The 23,963-nt window shown below is 66.8% G+C and carries 25 protein-coding genes; 17 read left to right on the top strand and 8 right to left on the bottom strand.

What is annotated here, in order from left to right; translation table 11 throughout:
- The first annotated feature begins 27 nt into the window (after positions 1-27).
- Entirely contained in the window at positions 28-834 is an 807-nt protein-coding gene (locus U4Y88_RS37020; protein WP_321789988.1) for a YfaP family protein, read from the top strand.
- Positions 835-902: 68 nt separating this feature from the next.
- Here U4Y88_RS37020 and U4Y88_RS37015 read toward each other — a convergent pair whose 3' ends face one another.
- Positions 903-1,736 carry an isocitrate lyase/phosphoenolpyruvate mutase family protein gene (locus U4Y88_RS37015; RefSeq protein WP_321789971.1) on the bottom strand — a complete coding sequence of 278 codons (834 nt, stop codon included), beginning with the start codon at positions 1,734-1,736 and terminating at the stop codon, positions 903-905.
- Positions 1,737-1,946: 210 nt separating this feature from the next.
- Between U4Y88_RS37015 and U4Y88_RS37010 the strand changes: the two genes are divergently transcribed.
- Together U4Y88_RS37010 and U4Y88_RS37005 are read left to right on the top strand one after the other, a co-directional pair.
- Complete coding sequence (locus tag U4Y88_RS37010) at positions 1,947-2,948, top strand: LacI family DNA-binding transcriptional regulator (RefSeq protein WP_321789969.1); 1,002 nt, start codon at positions 1,947-1,949, stop codon at positions 2,946-2,948.
- 153 nt (positions 2,949-3,101) lie between these two features.
- Complete coding sequence (locus U4Y88_RS37005) at positions 3,102-4,886, top strand: IlvD/Edd family dehydratase (protein WP_321789967.1); 1,785 nt, start codon at positions 3,102-3,104, stop codon at positions 4,884-4,886.
- 31 nt (positions 4,887-4,917) lie between these two features.
- Here U4Y88_RS37005 and U4Y88_RS37000 read toward each other — a convergent pair whose 3' ends face one another.
- Positions 4,918-5,664, bottom strand: coding sequence for an IclR family transcriptional regulator (locus U4Y88_RS37000; protein WP_224015256.1), 747 nt, complete (start codon positions 5,662-5,664; stop codon positions 4,918-4,920).
- A 141-nt stretch (positions 5,665-5,805) separates the two neighbouring features.
- Between U4Y88_RS37000 and U4Y88_RS36995 the strand changes: the two genes are divergently transcribed.
- Both U4Y88_RS36995 and U4Y88_RS36990 read left to right on the top strand, forming a co-directional pair.
- Positions 5,806-6,993 (top strand): fumarylacetoacetate hydrolase family protein, encoded by a 1,188-nt coding sequence (locus tag U4Y88_RS36995; RefSeq protein WP_321789965.1) that lies wholly within the window; start codon positions 5,806-5,808, stop codon positions 6,991-6,993.
- 169 nt (positions 6,994-7,162) lie between these two features.
- On the top strand, positions 7,163-8,347 hold the full coding sequence (locus U4Y88_RS36990; RefSeq protein WP_321789963.1) for a pyridoxal phosphate-dependent aminotransferase: 1,185 nt from the start codon (positions 7,163-7,165) through the stop codon (positions 8,345-8,347).
- On the opposite strand, the gene U4Y88_RS36985 is transcribed toward U4Y88_RS36990, so the two are convergent.
- Genes U4Y88_RS36985 through U4Y88_RS36975 form a run of 3 tightly spaced genes read right to left on the bottom strand, consistent with a single transcriptional unit; the run spans position 8,344 to position 9,513 of the window.
- On the bottom strand, positions 8,344-8,757 hold the full coding sequence (locus tag U4Y88_RS36985) for an NUDIX domain-containing protein (protein WP_321789961.1): 414 nt from the start codon (positions 8,755-8,757) through the stop codon (positions 8,344-8,346). The genes U4Y88_RS36990 and U4Y88_RS36985 overlap by 4 nt on opposite strands.
- 23 nt (positions 8,758-8,780) lie before the next feature.
- Entirely contained in the window at positions 8,781-9,014 is a 234-nt protein-coding gene (locus U4Y88_RS36980; protein ID WP_224015264.1) for a hypothetical protein, read from the bottom strand.
- Between the two features lie 34 nt (positions 9,015-9,048).
- A complete protein-coding gene (locus U4Y88_RS36975; protein WP_224015266.1) occupies positions 9,049-9,513 on the bottom strand; it encodes an Lrp/AsnC family transcriptional regulator in 465 nt (154 codons plus the stop codon).
- 136 nt (positions 9,514-9,649) lie between these two features.
- Between U4Y88_RS36975 and U4Y88_RS36970 the strand changes: the two genes are divergently transcribed.
- The gene (locus tag U4Y88_RS36970; protein ID WP_310632521.1) at positions 9,650-10,276 is read left to right on the top strand and encodes a LysE family translocator; all 627 of its coding nucleotides are present in this window, start codon (positions 9,650-9,652) and stop codon (positions 10,274-10,276) included.
- A 33-nt stretch (positions 10,277-10,309) separates the two neighbouring features.
- Here the strand turns inward: U4Y88_RS36970 and U4Y88_RS36965 are convergent, their stop codons facing one another.
- On the bottom strand, positions 10,310-10,816 hold the full coding sequence (locus U4Y88_RS36965; RefSeq protein WP_321789959.1) for a DUF1993 domain-containing protein: 507 nt from the start codon (positions 10,814-10,816) through the stop codon (positions 10,310-10,312).
- Between the two features lie 540 nt (positions 10,817-11,356).
- Between U4Y88_RS36965 and U4Y88_RS36960 the strand changes: the two genes are divergently transcribed.
- From U4Y88_RS36960 to U4Y88_RS36950, 3 genes are all read left to right on the top strand, one after another.
- On the top strand, positions 11,357-11,923 hold the full coding sequence (locus U4Y88_RS36960) for a hypothetical protein (RefSeq protein WP_415774558.1): 567 nt from the start codon (positions 11,357-11,359) through the stop codon (positions 11,921-11,923).
- Between the two features lie 318 nt (positions 11,924-12,241).
- Positions 12,242-12,535, top strand: coding sequence for an RNA-binding protein (locus U4Y88_RS36955; RefSeq protein ID WP_224015272.1), 294 nt, complete (start codon positions 12,242-12,244; stop codon positions 12,533-12,535).
- A 254-nt stretch (positions 12,536-12,789) separates the two neighbouring features.
- On the top strand, positions 12,790-14,028 hold the full coding sequence (locus U4Y88_RS36950; RefSeq protein WP_321789984.1) for a L,D-transpeptidase: 1,239 nt from the start codon (positions 12,790-12,792) through the stop codon (positions 14,026-14,028).
- 92 nt (positions 14,029-14,120) lie between these two features.
- Here U4Y88_RS36950 and U4Y88_RS36945 read toward each other — a convergent pair whose 3' ends face one another.
- Entirely contained in the window at positions 14,121-15,017 is an 897-nt protein-coding gene (locus U4Y88_RS36945) for a DMT family transporter (protein ID WP_321789957.1), read from the bottom strand.
- Positions 15,018-15,343: 326 nt separating this feature from the next.
- The gene (locus U4Y88_RS36940; protein ID WP_321789955.1) at positions 15,344-16,918 is read right to left on the bottom strand and encodes an ABC1 kinase family protein; all 1,575 of its coding nucleotides are present in this window, start codon (positions 16,916-16,918) and stop codon (positions 15,344-15,346) included.
- Positions 16,919-17,150: 232 nt separating this feature from the next.
- Here U4Y88_RS36940 and U4Y88_RS36935 point away from each other — a divergent pair, with 232 nt between their 5' ends.
- From U4Y88_RS36935 to U4Y88_RS36900, 8 genes are all read left to right on the top strand, one after another.
- Positions 17,151-17,906, top strand: coding sequence for a DeoR/GlpR family DNA-binding transcription regulator (locus tag U4Y88_RS36935; RefSeq protein ID WP_224018197.1), 756 nt, complete (start codon positions 17,151-17,153; stop codon positions 17,904-17,906).
- Between the two features lie 132 nt (positions 17,907-18,038).
- Positions 18,039-18,338 (top strand): hypothetical protein, encoded by a 300-nt coding sequence (locus U4Y88_RS36930; protein ID WP_224018188.1) that lies wholly within the window; start codon positions 18,039-18,041, stop codon positions 18,336-18,338.
- Positions 18,339-18,403: 65 nt separating this feature from the next.
- Positions 18,404-19,489 carry a 2-aminoethylphosphonate ABC transporter substrate-binding protein gene (gene phnS, locus U4Y88_RS36925; protein WP_224018186.1) on the top strand — a complete coding sequence of 362 codons (1,086 nt, stop codon included), beginning with the start codon at positions 18,404-18,406 and terminating at the stop codon, positions 19,487-19,489.
- Between the two features lie 73 nt (positions 19,490-19,562).
- The gene (gene phnT / locus U4Y88_RS36920; protein ID WP_415774557.1) at positions 19,563-20,663 is read left to right on the top strand and encodes a 2-aminoethylphosphonate ABC transport system ATP-binding subunit PhnT; all 1,101 of its coding nucleotides are present in this window, start codon (positions 19,563-19,565) and stop codon (positions 20,661-20,663) included.
- Positions 20,641-21,573 carry a 2-aminoethylphosphonate ABC transporter permease subunit gene (locus tag U4Y88_RS36915; RefSeq protein WP_224018184.1) on the top strand — a complete coding sequence of 311 codons (933 nt, stop codon included), beginning with the start codon at positions 20,641-20,643 and terminating at the stop codon, positions 21,571-21,573. The genes phnT and U4Y88_RS36915 overlap by 23 nt, the downstream gene beginning before the upstream one ends.
- Positions 21,563-22,438: a 2-aminoethylphosphonate ABC transport system, membrane component PhnV gene (gene phnV / locus U4Y88_RS36910; RefSeq protein ID WP_224018182.1), complete on the top strand. Its 876-nt coding sequence runs from the start codon at positions 21,563-21,565 to the stop codon at positions 22,436-22,438. The genes U4Y88_RS36915 and phnV overlap by 11 nt, the downstream gene beginning before the upstream one ends.
- Before the next feature lie 4 nt (positions 22,439-22,442).
- Positions 22,443-23,261, top strand: coding sequence for a GntR family transcriptional regulator (locus tag U4Y88_RS36905; protein WP_310632741.1), 819 nt, complete (start codon positions 22,443-22,445; stop codon positions 23,259-23,261).
- A 63-nt stretch (positions 23,262-23,324) separates the two neighbouring features.
- A complete protein-coding gene (locus U4Y88_RS36900; RefSeq protein ID WP_310632742.1) occupies positions 23,325-23,879 on the top strand; it encodes a phosphonate degradation HD-domain oxygenase in 555 nt (184 codons plus the stop codon).
- Positions 23,880-23,963 lie beyond the last annotated feature (84 nt).

The raw sequence follows: 23,963 nt of genomic DNA, 5'->3' as shown, positions 1-23,963 counted from the left end.
ATCGACACGACTGAACAGCGAACTCACATGATTCCGAACCGGCTTTATCGTGGTCTTTTGCGCGGCGGGCGAGCACTCTCCGCGCTCGCGCTGTGCGCGGCCGCTTGCGCCGCGCAGGCCGACACCATCGACTTCAGCGCGCCGCTGAACGGCTGGCGCAATTCGGCAGGCGACGAGGCGCGCTACACGCAGGACGTGCACTATCCGGCGGTGGGCGTGAGCACGCCGGAAGGGCAGTCGGTCAACGCGCTGATCGCGGGGCATATCAAGGCCGCGTCGAAAGCGAAGCCGGGCACGTCGGTCGGCACGCTCGTCGTGAACGGCACGCCGATGCCGCAACGCATCGAAGAAGACGGCCGTTTCTCGCGGCCGTTCGCGTTCGGCGCGGGCAGCAATAGCGTGGAATTGCGCAGCGCGGACGGCACGAAAAAGCGCGTGCAGTTCTACGACGCCTACGCGGGCAAGACGCATGCGCGTCTGCGCATCGTGCTCGCGTGGGACACCGACGGCACCGACCTCGACCTGCATGTGGTGTCGCCCGACGGCGTGCATACGTTCTACGCGGATCGCGTCGCGCCGAACGGCGGCGCGCTCGACGTCGACGTGACGACGGGCTATGGCCCGGAAATTTATTCGAGCGCCGCGCCGCTGCATGGCACGTATCTGGTCTATGTGAATTACTACGGCAGCGGCAACAGCGGCAGCGATATGACGGTTGCGCAGATCACGATCATCACCGACGAAGACACGCCGAACGAAAAGAGCGAGACGATTCGCGTGCCGATGCGCAAGGCGGGCGAGCTTACGCTCGTTAAGCGTTTCGTGATGCCGTAATGCGATGCCGTGATGCGATGCCGTGAGTCAGCGCCAGGACTCACGGCGGGTTTCATCGTCGATACAAATCAGTTCGGATCGCTGAATAAATCATTGAGTTGATTTCCGGGCGCTGCGTCGATGAAACCATCGAAGCGGCCTTCGAGCAGCGTTTGCGTGGCACGCATGAAGCCGCCCCACGCCGAGCGCGCCAGTGCGCCGCCCACGCTCACGCGGCGCACGCCCATCGCCGCCAGATCCTTCAGCGTGAATTCCGATACCGATCCCACCAGCACGTTCACGGGCTTCGGCGCGACCGCCGTCACGATCGCCACGATCTCTTCGCGCGTGCGGATGCCAGGCGCGTAGAGGCAATCGGCGCCCGCTTCCGCATAGGCCTTCAGACGCGCGATCGTATCGTGCAGGTCGCGCTCGCCCGTGAGGAAATTTTCCGCACGGCCCACCAGCAGCGTGTCGCCGCCACGTTCGTCGATGGCGCGGCGCGCGGCGCGAATGCGTTCGACCGCCACGTCGATGGCGAACAGCGGTGCCGCGGGATCGCCAGACGCATCCTCGATGGAAAGGCCCGCGACGCCCGCATCGACGGCGAGGCCCACGCTTTGCGCCACGCCGGCCGCATTGGCGCCGAAGCCGTTCTCGAAGTCCGCGTTGATCGGTAAGTCGGTGGCGGCGACCATCTCGCGCAGATGCGCGATCACGGCGTCGCGCGTCAGCGAGTTGTCGGCGTGCGCGCGCGACCACGCGAAGCCCGAGCTCGTGGTGGCCAGCGCCTTGAAACCGACGCTTTCCAGATAGCGGGCGCTGCCCGGATTCCACGGATTGGGCAGCAGAAAGCAGCCGGATTCGTGCAGGGCGCGGAAGGCGGCGCGCTTGTCCGCGACGCTGCGGGGAGAAGAGGGCATGACGTGTCTCCAGGTTTGGACGCGCTGTCGCAGTGTGCGTCAGCGGCAAAAAAAAGAAACGCAACAGCAACATGAAAGCGGACATTCGAAGCGGCCCTCGAAGTCGACCTCGAAGCCGACCGCGCCGCTGCCGCTATCATATGCGCTGTTTTCTTCCAGCCCAGTCCCACGATGGCCAAAACGCCCGCCTCGAAATCCACGCCGCCGCGCATGTCTGACGTCGCCCAACTCGCGGGCGTGTCGAAGATGACGGTTTCCCGCGTGCTGGCCGGGCGCAGCGCCTCGGAGGCCACGCGCGCACGCGTCCAGCGCGCCATCGACGAACTCGGTTATGTCGCCGATGCGGCGGCGGGCGCGCTCTCTTCGGGGCGCTCGTCGTTCGTGGCGGTGCTGGTGCCGTCGCTGTCCAGTTCGAACTTCTCCGATACCGTGAGCGGTCTGACCGCCGTGCTCGAACCGCGCGGCCTCGAACTGCTGATCGGCGACACCGATTATTCGTTCGAACGCGAGGAGCGCCTCGTGCGCCAGATGCTGCGCCACCAGCCGCGTTGCATCGCGCTCACCGGCTCGCAGCACACGGAGGCGACGCGCACGCTGTTGCAGCGTTCGGGCGTGCCCGTGGTCGAAATGTGGGATCTGCCCGCCGAGCCGATCGATATGTCGGTGGGTTTTTCCAACGTCGCCGCCGCGCGCGAGATGGTGCGTTATCTTGCGGGCAAGGGGCATCGGCGCATCGGTTTTCTGGGCGGCGCGAGCGAACTCGACCGGCGCGGTCTCGATCGCCTGAAGGGCTATCAGATGGAGCTGAAGGCGCTCGGGCTCGGCGAGCCGCGCGCCGTGCGCCTCGGCGACTCGCCGATCACGATGAGTCACGGCGGCCCGGCGATGGCCGAACTGCTCGAACGCTGGCCCGACACGCAGGCCGTCATGTGCGTGAGCGACATGTCGGCGTTCGGCGCGATCATGGAGTGCCAGCGGCGCGGCCTGCGCGTGCCGGAGGATATCGCCGTAGCCGGCTTCGGCAATTTTGAAATCGCGAGCTGCTGCCATCCGACCATCACCACGGTTTCCGTCGACGCCTACGGCATCGGCCGCCGCACCGGCGAAGCGATGCTGGGCGCGCTTGCCGCCGAGGAAAGCGAGCACACCGGCGCGCGTCGCGTCGTGAAAACGCGCATCCACTACGCCGTCGTGCCGCGCGACAGCGCCTGACCTCGCCCGTTACCGCGTCACGTCTTCATGCCGTAATTGCCCTGGCTGCATCGCGGCGTGGCACCGTGCTACCATTGAAATGTTATCGGTAACACAGCATCAGAAAAACGACCGTGCGCTGTGTGCCGTCCGCACTCAATGGAGACAGACATCATGGCTCAGCCGCATCCGCGCCGCCTGCGCAGTCAGGAGTGGTTCGACGATCCTTCGCACGCGGACATGACCGCGCTCTACGTCGAGCGCTTCATGAACTACGGTCTCACGCGCGAGGAATTGCAGTCGGGCCGGCCGATCATCGGCATCGCGCAGACCGGCAGCGATCTCGCGCCGTGCAACCGTCATCACATCGCGCTGGCCGAACGCGTGAAGGCGGGCATTCGCGACGCGGGCGGCATTCCGATGGAGTTTCCCGTGCATCCGCTCGCGGAGCAGAGCCGCCGTCCCACCGCCGCGCTCGACCGCAATCTCGCGTATCTCGGGCTCGTGGAAATCCTGCACGGTTTTCCGCTCGACGGCGTGGTGCTCACGACCGGTTGCGACAAGACCACGCCCGCGTGCCTGATGGCGGCGGCCACGGTCGATCTGCCCGCCATCGTGCTCTCGGGAGGGCCGATGCTCGACGGCTGGTACGAAGGCAAGCGCGTGGGCTCGGGCACGGTGATCTGGCACGCGCGCAATCTGCTGGCGACGGGCGAAATCGATTACGAAGGATTCATGGCGCTCACCACGGCGTCGTCGCCGTCGATCGGCCACTGCAACACGATGGGCACCGCGCTGTCGATGAACTGTCTCGCCGAGGCGCTCGGCATGTCGCTGCCCGGTTGCGCAAGCATTCCCGCCGCGTATCGCGAGCGCGGGCAGATGGCGTACAGCACCGGCAAGCGCGTCGTCGACCTCGTGCGTTACGACGTGCGGCCTTCGAAGATCATGACGCGCGAAGCGTTCGAAAACGCGATTGTCGTGGCGTCGGCGCTGGGTGCATCGACGAATTGCCCGCCGCATCTGATTGCGATCGCGCGTCACATGGGCATCGATCTCACGCTCGAAGACTGGCAGCGGTTTGGCGAGCAGGTGCCGCTGATCGCGAACACCATGCCGGCGGGCGAGTATCTGGGCGAGAGTTTCCACCGCGCGGGCGGCGTGCCGACCGTGCTGCGCGAACTCGATCGCGCGGGGCTGCTGCACGGCGATTGCCAGACGGTGTCGGGGCGCACGATCGGCGATATCGCGGACGGCGCGGTTGCCGCCGATCGCGACGTGATCCATACGTGCGAAGCGCCGCTCAAGCATGGCGCGGGCTTTATCGTGCTCTCGGGCAACTTCTTCGACAGCGCGATCATGAAGATGTCGGTGGTCGGCGAGGCGTTCCGGCAGACCTATCTGAGCGAGCCGGGCGCGGAAAATGCGTTCGAGGCGCGCGCGATCGTGTTCGACGGACCCGAGGATTATCGGGCGCGTATCAACGATCCGTCGCTTGCGATCGACGAGCGTTGCATGCTCGTGATTCGCGGCTGCGGCACCGTGGGTTATCCGGGCAGCGCGGAAGTCGTGAACATGGCGCCGCCCGCCGAACTCGTGAAGCGCGGCGTGACCTCATTGCCTTGCATGGGCGACGGACGGCAGAGCGGCACGTCGGCGAGTCCGTCGATACTGAATATGTCGCCGGAAGCGGCGGTGGGCGGCGGGCTCGCGCTGCTGCGCACGAACGACCGCATCAAGGTCGATCTGAATGCGCGTCGCGTAGAACTCCTGATCGATGCGCGGGAACTCGAAAGTCGCCGCGCCGACGCCGAATTCCACGCGCCGCCTTCGCAAACGCCGTGGCAGGAGTTGTATCGGCAGACGGTCGGTCAGCTTTCGACGGGCGGCTGCCTCGAACCGGCCACCTTGTATCTGCGCGTGATCGCGGAGCGCGGCGAACCGCGGCATTCGCACTAACGCGTCCGAGCGGGCGGTGAAGTCCCGGTGTTCAGAGCGATTTGCCGATGCGATGCGCCATCTCGACGATGGCGATCGCCATGCGTTTTTCGCGGCGCGCGTCGAGGCGTTCGAGCGGCAGGCTCGTGCTGACCGCCACGCGTTTGCCGAGCACCGTCACGCCGACGAACGCGGCGAAGCAGGAGAGGCCCGCCGTGACCTCCTCGCGCTCCTGCGCGAGTCCCGAGCGGCGGACCGCTGCGAGCGCTTGCAGCAGATCCTGGCGCCGCGTGACGGTGTGGCTCGTGACCGCGGCAAGCTGCTTCGGCAATAGATCGATTACTTCGTCATCCGAAAGACTGGCGAGCAAGGCCTTGCCGAGCGCGCAGCAATGCGCGGGCAGCCGCGAACCCAGATCGGACACGAGCCGCACGGGGCGCGACGCGTCCTCGCGCGCGATATAGACCACCTCCGCGCCGTCGAGCACGGCGAGTTGCACCACTTCGTTGTGCGTGGCCACGAAGGTCGCGGCTTCGCGCCGGAACACTTCCTGCAACTGGTCGTGACGCACATACGCGCTGCCGAGTTCGAACAGCGTCACGCCGATGATGTAGCCGTCCGCGCGCTTCTCGATCCAGCGACGGCGTTCGAGCGAATCGAGCATCAAATACAGCGTGCTGCGCGACAGGCCGGTCTGCTCCGCGATGGCGGCCGCGCGCACGGGCGACGGCGCGTGCGCGAGCACGTCGAGGATGTCGTGAATGCGCTTGAGCGCGGGCACTTCGTAAGCTGACGTCATGGTCCGGTGGTTCGTGTATCCGTTCGTGCATCCGTTCGTGCATCCAACAGGTTGGAAATACTAACATCCTGTTGGACATCGTTCACGCGCGATCCTACGATCGATGCTCCTCAACGACATTCTCGATACAGGTTGCCCGTCATGGCCCATTTGTCAGTTTCGGATTACCTTCCCGCCGATCTCGAACAGGCGCTGCTCGTCGGGCGCGTCTGGCGGCGCGACGGCGAACATGAAGGCCCGAGCGTGGTCGTCGTGCGCGACGGCCAGGTGTTCGACATCACGCGCATCGTGGCGACGACGGCGGACCTGTTCGACCGCGTGGATGCGGTCAAGATCGCGCGCACCGCGCCGGGCGCGTTGCTGGGCGACGTGAAGGATGTGCTCGCGGCCAGCCTGCCGGGCGCGCCGAACGCCGATGCGCGGCTGCTCGCGCCGTGCGACGTGCAGGCGATCAAGGCGTGCGGCGTGACCTTCGCGGTGAGCCTGATCGAACGCGTGATCGAGGAACAGGCGGGCGGCGACCGCGCGAAAGCCGCCGACGTGCGCGCGACCATCATGGAGATGATCGGCGGCGATCTTTCGCAGATCGAGCCGGGTTCGGACGCGGCCATGCGATTGAAGGCCGAGTTGCAGCGGCGCGGCGCGTGGTCGCAATATCTCGAAGTCGGCATTGGTCCCGATGCCGAAGTCTTTTCCAAATCGCAGCCGATGTCGGCGGTGGGCTTTGGCGCGGATATCGGCTTGCTGCGCGCGTCGGTCTGGAACAACCCGGAACCGGAGATCGTGCTGGCGGTGAACGCGCATGGCGTGACGGTGGGCGCGACGCTCGGCAACGACGTGAATCTGCGCGACATCGAAGGCCGTTCGGCGCTGCTGCTCGGCAAGTGCAAGGACAATAACGCGTCGTGCGCAATCGGTCCGTTCGTGCGTCTGTTCGACGAGCATTTCACGCTCGATTCGGTGCGCGCGGCGAGCGTGGCGCTGCGCGTCGAGGGCAGCGACGACGGTTTCGTGCTCGACGGCGTGAGCCATATGAAGGAAATCAGCCGCGATCCGCAGCAACTCGTCGAGCAAACCTGCGGCAAGCATCATCAATATCCCGATGGCTTCATGCTGTTCCTCGGAACGATGTTCTCGCCGATTCAGGACCGCGATGCGCCGGGTTCGGGCTTCACGCATCATCTCGGCGACATCGTGACGATTTCCGCGCCGCAACTGGGCGCGCTCGTCAATACGGTGCAACTCAGCGACGAGATCACGCCGTGGACCTTCGGCGTGCGCGCGCTCTATGCGAATCTCGCGGCGCGGGGCATCGCTCCGGCGAACTGATGTTCTATTCGGAAACGCCTGCGCGCTTTTTTTCCGGGCAGTGATTCCTTGGTATCGTTGTGCGCGCGCCTGCGAAGGACACAGCAGGGCGCATCGAACACACAACGCATACGGGACGGCGGCGGCGTGCAGGTGCGCGCCGCCGCTTCGCCACAGGGAGTCGCGGACGATGAAGTTTTCGAATCTGGTCGAGCGGTTGCAGGGCCGGCGCACGTCGGCGTGGGAAATCCATCACGCCGCGCAACAGGCGGCGGCGCGCGGCGAGGACGTGATCATTCTGAGCGTTGGCGACCCCGATTTCGCGACGCCCGCGCCCATCGTCGAGCGCGCTGTGGCGGCGCTGCGCGAGGGCGACACGCATTACACCTCCATCATGGGCCGCGAGCCCTTGCGCGAAGCCATCGCGCGCATGCAGCGCGAGGTGGGCGCGCGCGAAGTGAGCGCGCAGAACGTGATCCTTTGCGCGGGCGCGCAGAACGGCTTGTTCGCCTCGTCGCTCTGTCTATGCGAAGCGGGCGACGAAGTGCTCGTGCCCGAGCCGATGTATCTGACTTACGAGGCCGCGATTCGCGCGTCGGGCGCGACGCTCGTGCCGGTTCCCGTCGATCCCGACAGCGGCTTTCATCTCGATTGCGATGCGCTGGAAGCCGCGGTCACGCCGCGCACGCGCGCGATTTTCTTCGCCACGCCCTGCAATCCCACCGGCGCGGTGATGCCGCGCGAACATCTCGAACGCATCGCGCGGCTCGCGCAGCGCCACGATCTCTGGGTGGTCTCCGACGAGGTCTATGCCGATCTCACGTTCGAGCGCGAACACGTGAGCATCGCCACGCTCGATGGCATGGCGGAGCGCACCGTCACGCTCGGCAGTCTGTCGAAGTCGCATGCGATGCCGGGCTGGCGGCTCGGTTGGGTGATCGCGCCCGAAACGCTGATCGGCCATCTCGGCCGTCTCGCGCTTTGCATGTTCTACGGGCTGCCGGGCTTCATCCAGCAGGCGGCGCTCACGGCGCTGGAGGAGCGCGAGCACGTGGTCGCGGAAATGCGCGCGATTTACCGGCGCCGACGCGACCTCGTGTTTGCGCATTTGCGCGACGTGCCGGGCTTGCGCTGCCTGTTGCCCGAGGCGGGCATGTTCATGATGATCGACGTGCGCGGCACAGGACTCGATGCGCACGCGTTCACGTGGCAGTTGTTCGAGGCGCAGAAGGTGTCGCTGCTCGATGCGAGCGCGTTCGGCGAAACGGCGAGCGGCTATGTGCGGCTCGGCTTCGTGGTCGACGACGCGCGGCTCGTCGAAGGCTGCGAGCGGATCGCGGCCTTCGCGCGCCAGTTGACGGCGGCGCGGCGCTAACGCGTTTCGAAATACAGGCGCGTCGGTTCGAAGAGGTTGGCGGGCAGCGTTTCGCGCGTGAACCACGCCCAGCGCGCACACTTCTCGGGTTCGGCCACGACCGGCGTGCCGTGTGCCTCGCCCTCGACGAACAGCGTGACGTGGCGCACGCGGTCCGCTTCGAGCCAGCCGCTCGCCCATTGCGCGGCGCGCGGCGCCAGCAAGGTGAGGCCGGTTTCTTCCAGCAGTTCGCGTGCGGCGGCGTCGAGCGGATCTTCACCGGCTTCGACCTTGCCGCCGGGGAAGCCCCAGGTATCGAAACCCCAGCGGCTTCGCCGCAGTCCGAGCAGCCACGCTCCGCCGCGCTCGACGACGACACCGGCGCCGAGCACCGTGACGATCGGCGTATCCACGCAGGTGTCGTGCGTCATGGATTCAGGCCTGTGTCCTTGAATTAGCGATTGCCGTCGAGCAGATCGTTCAGCAGTTCGTCGAACGCCGCCTGGGCGTCTTCGAGTTCTTGCAGCGCCGCGTCGAATGCCGTCAAGGCGAATTGCGACGGACGGCCTTCGCCCTGCGGCGGAAACTGCGTCTGCAAGGCGTTGAAGGCCGTCTTCACGCGCTGGGTGGCGGTCAGCACGCGGTCCATTGCGGCGGATTCTTCGGCTCGCGCCTGTTCTGGGTTCATCGATAGCTCCGGTTTGAAAGAGAAAGTGGGGCGTTCACGGCAGCGGCAAACTGCCCTCGGACTTCACCTCGCGCAGCGACAGCGCCGATTCGACCGAGGTCACGCCCGGCAACGAACGCAATTCGTCGCGCATGAAGGTGCCGTAGTCGTCGAGGTCGCGCGCGACGATCATCAAAATATAGTCCGCCGTGCCGGCGACGTTGTGGCACGACAGTATCCGCTCGATCGCGCAGACTTCGCGCTCGAAACGGTCGGCGAGCGCGCGATCGTGCACGGCGAAACGCACCGAGACATAGGCGACCACGCCGTAGCCGAGCGCGCGGCGCGAGAGCATCGCCCGATAGCGCTCGATATAGCCGTCCTGCTCGAGCCGCTTGAGGCGGCGCGCACAGGGCGTCTCGCTCAAGCCGACGGTTTCGGCGAGCCGCGCGTTCGGCATTCTGCCGTCCGTTTGCAGCGCGCCGAGGATCGCGCGGTCCAGTTTGTCGAGGTCGCTCATGACGGGAGGTGGTTTCCAGTTATGGATGAGTAGATTTTAGGGCAATCTGCTCACTCATATAGGATTTCTCGACGATTACGCCAGAAATCACTCCATCGTTGGCGGCATCATAGAGCCTCTTTCACGCGAGGCCATCATGATTTCCGCCCATTTGCTGCTCATGTTCATTGCCGCCCTGATCGTGGTCTGCGCGCTGCCCGGCGCGGATATGGCGCTCGTGATGCAGACCAGCATGAGCCGGGGCGTGCGCCGGGGTTTCTCGGCGGCTTGCGGGCTCGGCCTCGCGCGCGCCACACACGTGACGCTGTCCGCCTGCGGTCTCGCGGCGCTGCTGCGCAACGCGCCGTGGCTCTATGAAGGGGTGCGTTATGCGGGCGCGCTGTATCTGACGTATATCGCGGTGCAGATTTTCCGCGCGCCGGTGTTCGCGCTGCCGGACGAGGCCGGCGCGGCGGCGGCGCGGCCGTTGCGCGCCGACTTCCTCAAGGGCTTGCTGACCAACCTGCTCAATCCGAAGGCGCTGCTGTTCTGCTCGGTGCTGCTGCCGCAGTTCATCCGCCCGGAGGCGGGCTCCGTCTGGCTGCAGGTGCTCGAACTGGGCGTCGTGCTCGTGATCGTGTGCGCGATCTTCGACGTGATCTATGCGCTGGGCGCGGCGCGCATCGCCGTGTTGCTGCGCAAGCATCCGCTCGCGCAAACCGTGCAGAAGTGGGCCTTTTCCTCGGCCCTGATCGGTTTCGCGGTGCGGCTCTCGCTCGACTGAACGACTGATGCGCGCCGGCGGCGGAGGCTCGCGTTAGCGGCTGCCGAGATAGTCCAGCTTGCCCAGCTCGACACCGTTGTGACGCAGGATGTCGTACGCGGTCGTCACGTGGAAGAAGAAGTTGGGCAGCACGAAGCTGAGCAGATAGCTCAGGCCCGTGAACTCGATCGGGCCCGAACGCATCTTCAGCGTGATGGTCTTTTCCTCGTTGCCGTCGATCTGCTCGGGCTTGAAGGTGTTCAGGTAGTCGATGGTCTTCTGGATGCGCGCGTGCAATTCGTCGAAGGTGACTTCCACGTCTTCGAACTTCGGCGCTTCCACACCCGCGAGACGCGCGGCGCAACCCTTCGCCGTGTCAGTGGCGATATGGATCTGGCGCAGCAGCGGCAGCATGTCGGGGAACAGTCGCGCGCCGGTGAACACCGTGGGGTCGATCTGCTTTTCCGCCGCGTGCGCCTGCGCCTTGCCGATGATGTTTTGCAGGTTGGCGAGGCCGCGCGTGAGCACGGGCACCGAAGCTTGATACAGGGTGATGGACATGGGGATTCCTCGTTTCTTCGCGTTATGGCGATGCTGTGTATGGCTCAGTTGCTTTGCTTCGACGATGGCCGCCGGCTCCGGGCCGAAGCCAGCGAGCGAGTCATTATGCGCCATCGGGTATGACGCTGCCATCGGCCGAACGGCCGATCTTGCGCGATGACCGTCAAGGGATGAAAGTGATGCGTGGCGCGACGTGAACAGTGGGGGAGGGCATGCGTGGGTCTGTCAGCATCGGCTTGTTATTGGTTGGCAATGCGAAGTAAAAATCGCCTTTGAATCCGAAGGCTTGGCGCAATCTCGCCGTGCGTGACGGATTTTGCCGGGACAAGATGGCGGGCGTCTAATGCGAATCGGCGAAATATTGGGACTCGCCGGTTTTCTATCGTTCGTAAAAAAGCTTGTGGTGCGGTTTCACCACGCAAAAATTCGAATGTGTTTTAATTAGACGGCATTGACCATCCAATGCGCATCTTACGGCAGCGTACGATGCGCTGAACCATGAACGCAGAATTGGCAGACATATCTCGCGCCGTGCGTCGCATGGCAACAGGCGGCGCCCATTGTGCGCGCGCGCGACGTTCGCGCAACTGGACACGCACGCTGCACGGCATGGTGCTGGCGGCCGCCGCGGGCAGCCTGCTCGGCAGCGCGCCCGCGAGGGCGCAAGACCCGCGTCTGCTCGACGCGCGGGTCACGCAGGATTCCGTCTCCGAGACGATCTGCCGGGCCGGTTACGCCGACAGCGTCGCGCCGCCCTTCGACGAGGCGATGGCGCTCAAGACCCGTCTGCTCACGGCGCGCGGCATCGACGCCGAGGACGGCGTGACGTACGCGCTCGACCGGCGCGTGCCGATCCTGCTGGGCGGTTCGCCGGACGCCACCGCCAATTTCGATTTGCTGCCCTGGGGCGGTCACGCGGGCGAGCGCCGCAAGTCCTTGCTCACGGTGCGCCTCAAGCGCTGTGTCTGCGCGGGTCGCATTACGCTGTCCGACGCGCAGGCCGCCATCGCGGGCAACTGGTCGCATCAGTACGATCAACTCACGCGCATGCAGTGCGGCACCGACGGCGGCGACACCACCTCCGCGAGCCGCGACGACGAGCCCTGACCCTGTCCCCGCGTTCCTTCGCTGATCCTTTTCAAGCCGCGCGAATCTGCGCCCGCATGGGCACGGCCATTGCGTCGTTGCGTCTGACAGCGTGGCCGTGTGTCGCTCGACAAAATGACGCAGCGCACACGCCTCCAAATGGGGCTATCCTGACTGTGATCAATAAAAGGAGAAAGCAAAATGTTTGCGTCCAGCCTGCTGCTGCTTGCCGTTGCGGCCCTGCTTGGTCAGGCGGTTTGGACTCGCGCGAAGGCTCGTCCGAGCCTGCAACCTGTGCGCGTTCGCGCGGATCGTCCGCGCCGTCCCTGGTAAGCCGTTATGCACCTGACCGTCTGGAATGTGCCCGAGACCTGTAGCGAACAGGAAGTGCGCGATTTTTTCGAGCGCGAACTCGGGCATTACGCCAAGAGCGTCACGGTGTACGACGTCGGCACGCCCAACGCGCATGCCGATCTCGAACTCGATTCCGAAGTGCCGTATGTCGGCGAAACGGTCGCGCGGGAGCTACAGAGCCGACGGCTCGCCGGGGTCGCGCTGCGCGTGAGCGCCGCGCCCTTCGAGAGCGAGGACGAAGACGAGCGCCGCCGTCAGGCCGCATCGTGGCGCCCATAGCGCCATATCCGGTCATCGTTCTGTATGTCCGCACAACGTCGCCGTTCGGCGACGTTTTCGTTTGTGTCGTCCCGCGCTGTGCGAACGCTATGCCGCAGCCGCGGCGGCACGCCTCCTTTGTCTGGTTTAATGGCGAACGAACCTGACGCGGCACCGAAATTGCGGGGCCGTGCCAGTTCATCCATTTCAGACAAAACGCATAACGTGCCGGGTTCTCGATGAAAGTCCTTTTGTCGCGCTGCGTGACGGCGCGCATGAACGCGGGTGTCCGGGGGGATGCCGCGAAGTTGGGCGGTCTTACGCGCCGCGCGCTTTGTCTCGCCGCTTGTGCGGCTTGGACCACGGCGAGCGCCTGGGCGGCCGGTCCCGTCGCGGCGTCGGGGACGCGCGTGACGTCGGGGGCGGTTCAGGCCGCGTCCGCTACTGCGCCCGTCACCGGCTCCAAGTCCGCGCCGCATTCCACGCCGCCCACGGCCGCCGCTTCCATGGCGCCCGCCGCGAGCGCTGCGTATGCGACGGCTCCGGCTTCTGCGGCGGCATCAGCGGCGGCAGCGTCTTCGGCATCCGGGGCGCGGACTGCCGCCGCCAGCGCCGCCAGCGCGGCTTCGGCCGAGAACGCGGCGGCCAGCGCCACCGCGAACGCGTCCGCGCCGGCCGCCGCCGGCCCCGCGCCGCTCGTCTTGCCCGAGCATCCGAAACTCACGCCCGAACAGGCCGCCGATGAAACCCGCCGCGCGCTCGCCATGCGCGACGACTTCGCGCGCGAGGTGAAGCGCCGTCTGCGCGTGCCGATCGCCGAGCAGCGCGCCTACGGCCAGCGCCTGCAGGCTGCGCTCGACGAGAAAGACCTCGGTGAGCTGGCGGGCGAGTACGTCATCCTCGTCGATCGCGCTGCCAACGTGCAGGCACTTTTCATCTACTTCCGCGCGATGCCGGAGGATTCCTGGCAGATGGTCGGCGCGTCGCCGGTCGCGACCGGCCGTCCCGGCGAATTCGATCACTTCCTCACGCCGCTCGGCGTGTTCGAGCACACGCCGTCGAACATGGACTTCCGCGCCGAAGGCACGATGAACCAGAACGGCATTCGCGGCTATGGTGCGCGCGACATGCGCATCTACGATCTGGGCTGGGTTGATGGCGAGCGCGGTTGGGGCAAGGGCGGCGTCTCGCCGATGCGCTTCCAGATGCACGCGACCGACCCCGATCGTCTTGAACCGTTGCTCGGCATCCGCCATTCGAAGGGCTGCGTGCGCATTCCGTCCACGCTGAACCGTTTCATCGATCATCACGGCATCATCGACGCCGAGTATCAGGCGCTCGTCGAATCGGGCAAGTCGCTCTGGGTGCTGCACTCGGATCGGCAGATCTCGCCGTGGGCAGGACGTTTCATCGTCGTGATCGATTCGGCGCGCAAGGCGCGGCCCGGCTGGGCGCCCGCGCCCGGCGCGAAGGCGCACGCCCAGGTGCCGAAGGGCGGCGATACGGCGGATTGATGCGTTGAGGCGTGCGCGTCACGACATGCGCGGCGTGGCTTCCAGCCCGCCGCGCGTGTTGTTTTGGGGAAGCGGTCGTGGCGGCTGAACGGTCAGCCGCGCCGCGCGATCAGCACGCCCGCGAGCGCCACGCCGAAGCCCGCGATCTGGATCGGCGCGAGCGTCTCGCGAAACAGCAGCCAGCTTTCGAGCGCGGCCAGCGGCGGCGCGAGGTAGAGCAGCGCGGTGGCGCGCGCGGCATCGCCGTGCCGCACCATCCAGACGAGCAGCGTCACGCCCGCGCCCGAAAGCATCGCGATCCCCCACGCGAGCGAAATCCACAAGGTCGCCGAGCCGATCCAGCGATGTTCGCCGAGCGAGAGCGCCAGCAGCGCCGCGACGATCGCAGCGCCCGCATTTTGCACCGCGCTCGCGCTGCGGATATCGGCCTGGGCGAGCGAGGTCTTTTGATACAGCGTGCCCGCCGTGATCGCGCCGACCGCGAGCACTGCGACCACGACCACCAGCAGCGGATTTGCGTGCGCGCCGGCCGGATCGGCGCTGACGCTGGCGGTGGCGTGGAAGGCGGCGCTGAGCTTCGGCATCAGCACGAGCACGACGCCCGCGAGACCGAGCGACATGCCCTGCCAGCGCCGCATCGAGATGCGTTCGCCGAACAGCGGCGCGGCGAGCGTGGCCGTGAGCAGCGGCTGCAGCGCGCCGAGCAGCGCCATCACGCCCGCGCTCAGCCCTTGCGCGACGGCCCAGTAGCCCGCGCCGAGATACACGCCTTGCAGCAGCGCGCCCGCGAACAGATGCTTGCCGATCTCGCGTCCGCGCGGCCAGGGCGCGCGCATCGCCAGCGCGACGCAGGCGAACAGCGCGGCCGTGCCCGCGAAGCGCGCGAGCAGGAACAGATTGGGATCGGCGTAGGGCGCAATGGCGCGGGCGACGACGAAACCCGTCGACCACAGGGCGACGAAGAGGGCGGGAGCGAGCGAGGCGAGCATCGGTTGTGAGGACGCGGGCGCGCGCCGCGGTGCGGCGCATCGGGTTCGAAAGGCCCGGAGTATCGCGCGGCGCGGCGGTGGCGGTCTTGTTCAGGACTGCACTGGTGGCGTGTTCCGGCGAATCGCAACTAACAGCCAGTTCTGCGCGGCGAGGTCAAACGAAGAGGGCGAAACGCTGGCGGAGACGCTGCCGCCACAGAAGCCGCAGCCGTCATTCAGCCGCCACTCAGCCGTCATTCAACCGACATTCAACCGACATTCAACCGACATTCAGGCGTGGTTCAGCCGCCATTCAGGCCGTCATTCAGCCGACTCTCGCGCCAAATCTAGAACGCAACCAGCGTCGCGGCCACGCCGATAAACGCACCGCTGAGCGCGCACGCGATCAGCAATGCGCGCGTGCGTCGATGTTCGCGACGCAGCGCCTCCAGCATCCCGGCCGATGTCGTCGTTTGCGCGCCGGGCTGTCCATGCGCCACGTTCGCGTGCCGATTCATGAAGTGATAAACCAGCTGCGGCACGCGCGGCGCGATCTGCGCGAGATGCGGCAGTTCCTGCGAAAGCCGCTTGATCCAGCCGTGATGACCCAGATCGCGGCGGGCGATGTCGCCGAGCGTCGATCGGGCGATGCTCCACGCATCGATGCCCGGATGCATCGTGCGCGCGAGCGCTTCGGCTTCGCCGAAGGCGCGCTGCGCGGCGACGAGACGCGGCGACACCTCGCCGCCGAACGGCTGCACCGCATGCAGCAGATGATGAAACAGCGCGCCCGCACTGCGCTCGCTCGAATCGTCCGCGAAGTGCGCTTCGCTGCGCGTGCGCAGTTCCGCTTCGATGCGTTCGGTGCGCGCGTGCGCCGGCACGTGGCCCGCGTGGTGATGCAGCTCCGCGAGCCGCGCGTAGTCCTGGTCGAACAGCGCCGTCGCGCCATGCACGAAGAACTCGCGCTCGGGCGAGGACAGGCTCGTCATCAGCGCGGCGCTCGCGAAGATCAGGCGTCCGCGCGTCTCGGGCTCGACGCTCACGGCCACGCGGCGCGCATCGAGGGCCGCGTGAAAGAAGCCGTGCTCGAAGGCCTGCTGCGTGACCACTTCGATCAGATGCGCGGCCACGCTCGCGGCGTTGATGCGATGCTCGGCGAGACCCACGACGTCGGTCGCGCGCACCGTGTCGACGTGCTGCATCGCGAGCGTGTGCGCGGTGCACAGTTCCCAGATCACATCGGGCACGAGCACGCGCTTGTCGTCGGCGAGATGGTGGCCGCTCTGGCTCAGGTTCGCGGCCTGGGCACGCAGATCGAAGCGGCGCTGCAAGTCATCGCGCAGCGTTTGCGCGAGCGCGCGCAATTGCAGCCGGCGCGCGCCGCCCGAAAGCCGTTCGAGCCAGCGCGCGACGCCGCATAGCAGCGCGGCGTCGTCGTCGACTTCTTCGGCCTGGTGCGTACGCAGCAGGCGCACCGTCACCAGATGATGTCCGTTGATGGGCTCGACGAGGCGCGCGACGTGAGTCTGCTCGCACCAGCCGTTGTGGCAGGGCGTGGGATCGATCCAGGCGAGCAGCGTCTGCGGCGGCTTGCCGAAGGCGCGGTGCAGGGCCGCATCGAGTTCGGCGCCGGCCAGCGGCGCTTCGAAATGCTCGATCGACTCGATGGCGTCGTGCAGCGTGATGGTGGCGAGTTCGGGCCGTGCGGCGAGCGTCTGCGCGAAGGCGCCCGCGATCGGCGCGAGTTTGGGCAGCGCGCCCGAGAGACGCGCGGCGAGGCGCTCGTCCTCGCGCATGCGCGCCGCGAGCGAGAGGATCCAGTGCAGCTTGTGATGCTCGGGCGCCGCGAGCCAGATCAGTTTGATGCCGTAGCGCAGCGCGCAAAACAGGAGACGCAGTTGACGAAGTCGTGCAAGCATGAAGTCGGCTGTCGACAAAACAGGGGTCGTCCGGCGCCCGGACGGCCACACGAGATTAGCAGGGATGACCGCGCGATGGCAGTGCCGGTTTTGCCTGGTGCGCCGGCCTGATCCGCAGCGCATGGCCTGCGCCACGGATCGCCGCCGCGCGGCCCGGCCCGTCGCCATGCGGTCGCGTAATACAATACGGCGGCCTTTTCAGATTTCCACGCGCGCCGCGCGCCCCACCCAGATGCTCGCAGAACAACGTCACCAATACATCCTTTCGCAAGTGAACCGGAACGGCGCGCTCTCGGTGGCGGATCTCGTGCGCGAGCTGCGCGTCTCGCGTGAAACCATCCGCCGCGATCTCAACACGCTGGCGGGCCGCGGACTGCTCGTCACCACACACGGCGGTGCGCTGTCGAGCGATCGCAGCGAGCCTGATCTCGATGTGCGCGAGGCCGCCAATGCCAGCGCCAAGCGCGCGATCGGCGAGCGCGCAGCAGAGTTCGTGCCCGACGGCGCGTCCGTCATCATCGATTCGGGCAGTACGACGCATGCGCTTGCGCGCGCGCTCACGGACCGCCATCGCCTCACGGTCTATACGAACGACTGGCGCATCGCGCTGCTGCTCGGCCGCCGCAACGAAAACCGCGTGACGCTGCTGGGCGGCGAGCTGTCCGATCACGAGGAAGCCACGTTCGGCCTCGATACCGTGCAGCAACTCTCGCAATATCACGCCGATTACGCCTTCGTCGGCGCGGGCGGCATCACCGCCGACGGCTGGCTCACCGATTACTCGCGCATGGTCTCCGAAGTGCGCAGCCGCATGCTGCTGGCGGCGGCCTGTGCGATCGTGGTCGCCGACCACTCGAAGTTCGGCCGCATGACGCCGGTGCGCATCAACGGCTTCGAACGCGCGCGCTACGTCATCACCGAACTCGCGCCGGACAAGACCGTCGCGCGTGCGATCGAGGCGCGCGGGCCCGAACTCGTCATCGCCTGATTTTTCCTGCCGCCGCGCTCTCCCTTTCTGCCTTTCCCGCCTTGCCGCCGCGCCGCGCCTTGATGCCGCGCGGCGCATTCCGTATCGCCTTTTACGCCCTTCCACGGTGATATCCGCGCACTCGCGCGGGGCATGCGTGCGTCCATCGATATGGGGATTTTTGGCGAATTGTGGAATTTTTTGACAAACGCCACAATCGTCATGGCCCTGTCACGAAAACCTGTGATTCTTGCCGGGCCCGTTCAGACGGGGCCGGCGCGCGATCAGGAGCACCACAGGGACGCCTCCTGGCGTGCTGTCCGGCTCGACGTCCCGGAGCGGCGACGACGGATTGCAGACAATCTGCAATCCGCGCGGCGCACCGGACGGGCATGGCTGGCGGCGCAGTCCGCCGACGTTCGATTGATCTGCGATCGACGACACGATCGCTGACACGACCAATGACACATACGCATCGGGTATCCCCGAGCCAATGGTTTTTGCCTTCGGAGAGTGACATGAACCACAGGAATTCCCATCGCGCCGGTTTTGCACGCAAGGCGCTGCCGATGCTGGCCGCTGCGGCGATGCTTCAGGGCGTCGCGCTGAGCGCCCATGCCGCCGGCGCGGTCGTGCTGTACACGGCCGACGGCCTCGAAAATCTCTACCGCGACGTGCTGCCGGCCTTCGAAAAGCAGGAAGGCGTGAAGGTCAACATCGTGACGGCGGGCAGCGGCGAAGTTGTGAACCGCGCGAACGTCGAAAAGGATGCGCCCAAGGCCGACGTGATCGTCACGCTGCCGCCGTTCATCCAGCAGGCGCAGCAAAGCGGCCTGCTGCAGCCGTACCAGAGCGTGAACTACAAGAACGTGCCGGCCATCGCCAAGGCGACGGACGGTTCGTGGGCGACGTTCGTGAACAACTACTTCTCGTTCGCGATCAACCCCGAAGTCGTCAAGACCCAACCGAAGACCTTCGCCGATCTGCTGCACCCGGACTACTCGGGCAAGGTCGCGTACTCGAATCCGGCCACGGCCGGCGACGGCATGGCCGTGATCATCCTCACGACTTCGCTGATGGGCGAGGACAAGGCGTTCGACTATCTGAAGAAGCTCGAACAGAGCGCCAAGTTCCACACCAAGGGCACGGGCTACCTCGACGTGCTGCTCTCGCGTAACGAAATCTCGGTGGCCAACGGCGACCTGCAGATGGATCTCGACGACGCGGCCAACGGCGGTCTCTCGCTCAAGCCGATTTTCCTCGCCGCCGACGCGAACAGCCATCCGACCACGTTCCAGCTGCCCTACGCGATCGGCCTGATCAAGAACGGTCCGAACCAGGCGGCGGGCAAGAAGCTGATCGACTATCTGATGTCGACGGACGTGCAGGCGAAGGTGCCGGACATCTTCGGCATTCCGGGCCGCACGGACGTGGCGCTCACGGGCAAGAACGGCGAAGTCGTCAAGCAGGCGATCCAGGGCGTCAAGCTGATTCCGGTGGACTGGAACCAGGTGATGGCGAAGAAGGCCGGCTGGACCACGCGCTGGAAGAATGAAGTGATCGGCTCGTCGGGCAAGCAGGTCGAAGTCGTCAAGCCGCAATAAACGTGGCTCGCTGCGCGCGGCCGCCTCGCGGGGCCGCGCGCGCATGCATTGAGTCATACGTGGAGATGAACCGGTGAATACCGCAACCCTGGCGTCGGCCGACCTGGCCCGCGCGATGCCGGACGTGTCCGGTCTAACCGATACGGCGGCCGTGGCCGGCGTGCAGATCGATCGTCTGAGCGTGCGCTTCGGCGCGCGCACGGTGCTGAATGACCTTTCGCTCACGATCCGGCGCGGCGAACTGCTGACCGTGCTGGGCCGTAGCGGCTGCGGCAAGACTACCTTGCTGCGCTTCATCGCGGGCTTCATCGAAGCCGACGGGCTGGCGGGCACGCTGACCGTCGCGGGCCGCGACCTCACGCACGTGCCGCCGCATCAGCGCAACCTGGGCTTGCTGTTCCAGAGCTATGCGCTGTTCCCGCATCTGTCGGTGTTCGAGAACGTCGCGTTCGGGCTGAAGGCGCGCCGCGTGCCGTCGCGCGAGATCGCGCGCCGCGTGGCCGATGCGCTCAAGCTCGTGCAGCTCGGCGATCAGGGCCACGTGATGCCCGCGCAACTCTCGGGCGGCATGCAGCAGCGTGTGGCGCTGGCGCGCGCACTCGTGATCGAGCCGGACGTGCTGTTGCTCGACGAACCGCTTTCGGCGCTCGACGCCAATCTGCGCGCTTCGGTGCGCAGCGAACTCAAGGCGCTGCACGAGCGTCTGCCCGACCTGACGATCGTCTGCGTGACGCACGATCAGGACGACGCGCTGGTGCTCTCCGACCGCACGCTGCTGATGCGCGACGGCCGCATCGCGCAGCTCGGCACGCCGCAGGAACTCTACGACACGCCGAACGACGCCTACGTCGCGCGCTATCTGGGTGCGGCGAACCTGCTGCCGCCCAGCGTGGCGTTCCCGGTCGGCGACGCGCGTCACGACGTGCGCGACAAGCTCGCCTGCCTGCGTCCCGAAAGCCTGCGCATCGCGCCGCTCGGCGAAGGGCAGTTGCACGGCACGATCGAATCGGTCGAATGGTATGGCTCGGTGCTTTCCGTGCCGGTGCTGCTCGACGCGATGCCGAACGAACCGGTGCTCGTCACCATGCAGCGCGGCCACGGCATCACGCCGGAAAAAGGCATGCGCGTCTCCCTGCGCTACGAGGCTGACGATGTCGTCCTTATCCACCCCTGATTCGAGCGCGGCGGCGGCTGCGCCGTTCGCCTTGCCGGGCGCCGACGCCCACGCGGCCGCCGTGCGCCGCCGCGAGCGCCGCGCGCAATGGCACATCGCGTTTCTGCTCGTGTTCGTGCTCGGGCCGCTCGTGGTGTATCCGCTCGTGCGTCTGGTGCTGCTGAGCCTCACGGGCGCGCACGGTCTGGGCTTCGGCGCCTACGCGAGCTTCTTCGGCAACCCGGATTCGCGCGGCGTGATCGGCACGACGCTGTGGATCCTGTTTCTGAGCGCGGGCCTCGCGTCGCTGCTCGGCGTGGCGATCGCGGCGATGCTGTTCTTCAAGCCGTTTCCGGGCGCGCAGCTCGTCACGCGCTTTCTCGAACTGTTCGTGGCGTTTCCGTCGTTTCTGGTCGCGTTCACGCTGATCTTTCTGTACGGCTCGCAGGGCTCGGTGAGCATCGGCTTGCAACGCCTGTTCCATCTGCAGTCGCCGCCGCTCGATTTCCTGTTCGGCATCGGCGGCGTGGTGCTCGCGGAAGTCGTGTTCTACGCGCCCTTCGTGGTGCGCCCGACGCTCGCCGCGTTCTCGCTGCTCGACATGCGGCTGATCGAAGCCGCGCGCAGTCTTGGCGCGAACAACCGCATGGTCGCCGCGCGCGTGATCCTGCCGCTCGCGTGGCCGGGCATCGCCGCCGGCACGATCCTGTGTTTCCTGCTGACGTTCAACGAGTTCGGCATTCTGCTCGTGCTCGGCAGCGCGCATCTCGTTACGCTGCCCGTCGCGATCTATAGCTCGGCGACCGTCGATCTCGACTTGCCGACCGCCGCCGCGGGCGCGGTCGTGATGCTCGCGATGTCGCTGTCACTGTATGCGCTGTATCGGCGCGTGAATCGACGCAGTCACGGAGGCGCGCGCAATGTCAACTAATCCGGTTAGCGAAGGCGCGAGCGTCGCGCTGCCGCCGAAGCATCTGCGTGCGCGGCCCGTCGAGCGCAGTTTCGTATCGCGTTTTGCGGGCGGCGTGCTGCTCGCGCTCGCCGCGCTGCTGTGCTTCTGGTTGTTCGTGTTGCCGGTGATCGTCGTCGCGCTGTCGAGCGTGGCGTCGCACTGGTCGGGCACGATCCTGCCCGATGGCTACAGCACGCGCTGGTTCGAGCGGCTCGGCTCGACCGATTTCGACGCGCTCGCGACGAGCCTCGAAGTGGGCTTCGGCGTGGCCGTGCTCGGCACGGCGCTCGGACTGTGGCTCGCGCTGGCGCTCGAAGGCCGCGACCGCAAGGGGCTCGGCGCGGTCGTCGATACGCTCGCGATGGTGCCCAACGGCGTGCCGAGCGTGGTGCTCGGTCTCGCGGTGCTGATCGCCTATCACAAGGCGCCCGTGGATCTGTCGAGTTCGGCGGCTATCGTCGTGTTCGTGCAGCTCGCGCTGGTGCTGCCGTTCTGTTACCGCTGTGCCTCGGCGGCGCTGCGTCCCGAACTGACCGTGCTGCGCGAAGCGGCCGCGAGCCTCGGCGCGCCGCCTGCGATGGTGCTGCGCCGCGTGGTGCTGCCGCAGCTCGTGCCCGCGATCCGCGCGAGTCTCGCGCTGGGTTTCGCGCTCTCGCTCGGCGAACTGGGCGCGACGCTCACGGTGTATCCGCCGGGATTCCAGACGGTGCCGATCGTCGTGGTCGGCGCGGTCGAGCGTGGGTATTACCTGCCGGCGTCGGCGCTGTCGCTGATTCTGCTGATCGTGTCGCTGGCGGCGCTGCTGCTGATCGCGGCGCGCGTGCCGCGTCGGCGTGCGGCCTGAGTCGATGAACGCACGATGGCTCGACGCGCCGGACAAGCGTGCCGGGCGCGATGCAAGGGAACGACGCGAAGTGCGTAACGAAGACGAGACGAGCGTGTCGAAAGACGGACGCGATGAAGCGCAGGCGGGGTCTCGGGCGCAATCTCAGGCGCAGTGGGGCGGGGCATCGTCACTCAGCGCCGCGACCACGCCGATCGCACCGATTGCTCTGTTACGCCAGCACTCGCTGACCGATCTCGTGCGCGACGAGATCGAGCGCTGTATCGCGGGCGGTCAGCTCGAACCGGGCGCGAAGCTCGTCGAAGCCGAATGGGCGGCGCGTCTGCAGGTGTCGCGCGGTCCGGTGCGCGAGGCGTTCCGCGCGCTCGAACAGGCGGGCCTCGTGCGCAACGAGAAGCATCGCGGCGTGTTCGTGCGCAGCGTCTCGGACGCGGAGGCCGGCGAACTCGCGGCGCTCTGCACGGTGTTGGAGGAAGCGGCGTGCCGCACGCTGGCGGCGCGTATCGACGCGGCCCAGGTCGCCGATCTGCGCGCGCGGCTCGATCTCATGCGCGACACGCTCGCTCATATCGACGACGACACGCACTACGCGCGGGCGCGCGAGGCGTTTCGCGACGCGCTGGTGGCGGCGGCGGGCAACGGCAAGCTGCACGAGGCGTATCGGCGCGCGGTGCGCGAGTGGCGGCTGTCGCCGCGCGATGCGTTGACGGACGCCGCGCGCGAGCGGTCGTATGCGCGGCATCGGGCGATCCTGAATGCGCTCGCGTCGCGCGACGCCGAGGAAGCGGCCGCGCTGATGCGCGCGCAGGACGAGTTTGTATAGACGAAGGCGGCGGCGCGGGTGGCGCGGCTGTTGTCGTCGCGATCGAGAAAAAGGTGGAGAAGCATGGCACTGAGTCTGGACGATATTCGCAGCCTGTTCGAAACGCACGGCGAGCAGGCTTATAGCGGCGAGCCGGTGACGCAGCTCGAACACGCGCTACAGAGCGGCGCGCTGGCCGAGGAAGAGGGCGCGAGCGACGAACTCGTGGCGGCCGCCTTCCTGCACGACCTCGGGCATCTGCTCAACCATCAGGGCGAAACGCCGACGGCACGCGGTATCGACGACCTGCATCAATACTATGCGCTGCCCTTCCTGCGTCCGGTGCTACCCGATGCGGTGCTGGAGCCGATCAAGCTGCACGTCGATGCGAAGCGCTATCTGTGCGCGACCGACGACGCGTATTTCAGTTGTCTCTCGGCGGACTCGGTGCGCAGCCTGCAGCTGCAAGGCGGCATTTTCGATGCGGAGACGGCGCGCGAGTTCGCCGCGCGTCCCTACGCCGACGATGCGGTGCGCCTGCGCCGTTGGGACGATCTCGCCAAGGTGGCGGGCAAGCCGACGCCCGATCTCGATCACTATCTGCGGATCGTCGAACGAGTGATGGCGCGCCACGCCTGACATATCAAAAAAGCGCTTGCAATATGTCATCTGCGTGACTAGAATTCGCCTCCTTCGCAATTCACTGTCACTGACAGCGCAGCG

This window comes from Paraburkholderia sp. J94, assembly GCF_905220285.1.
GTDB lineage: Bacteria > Pseudomonadota > Gammaproteobacteria > Burkholderiales > Burkholderiaceae > Paraburkholderia > Paraburkholderia tropica_A.
Note: the sequence above shows the minus strand (reverse complement) of the source record. Positions and strands in the feature narration are given on the sequence as shown.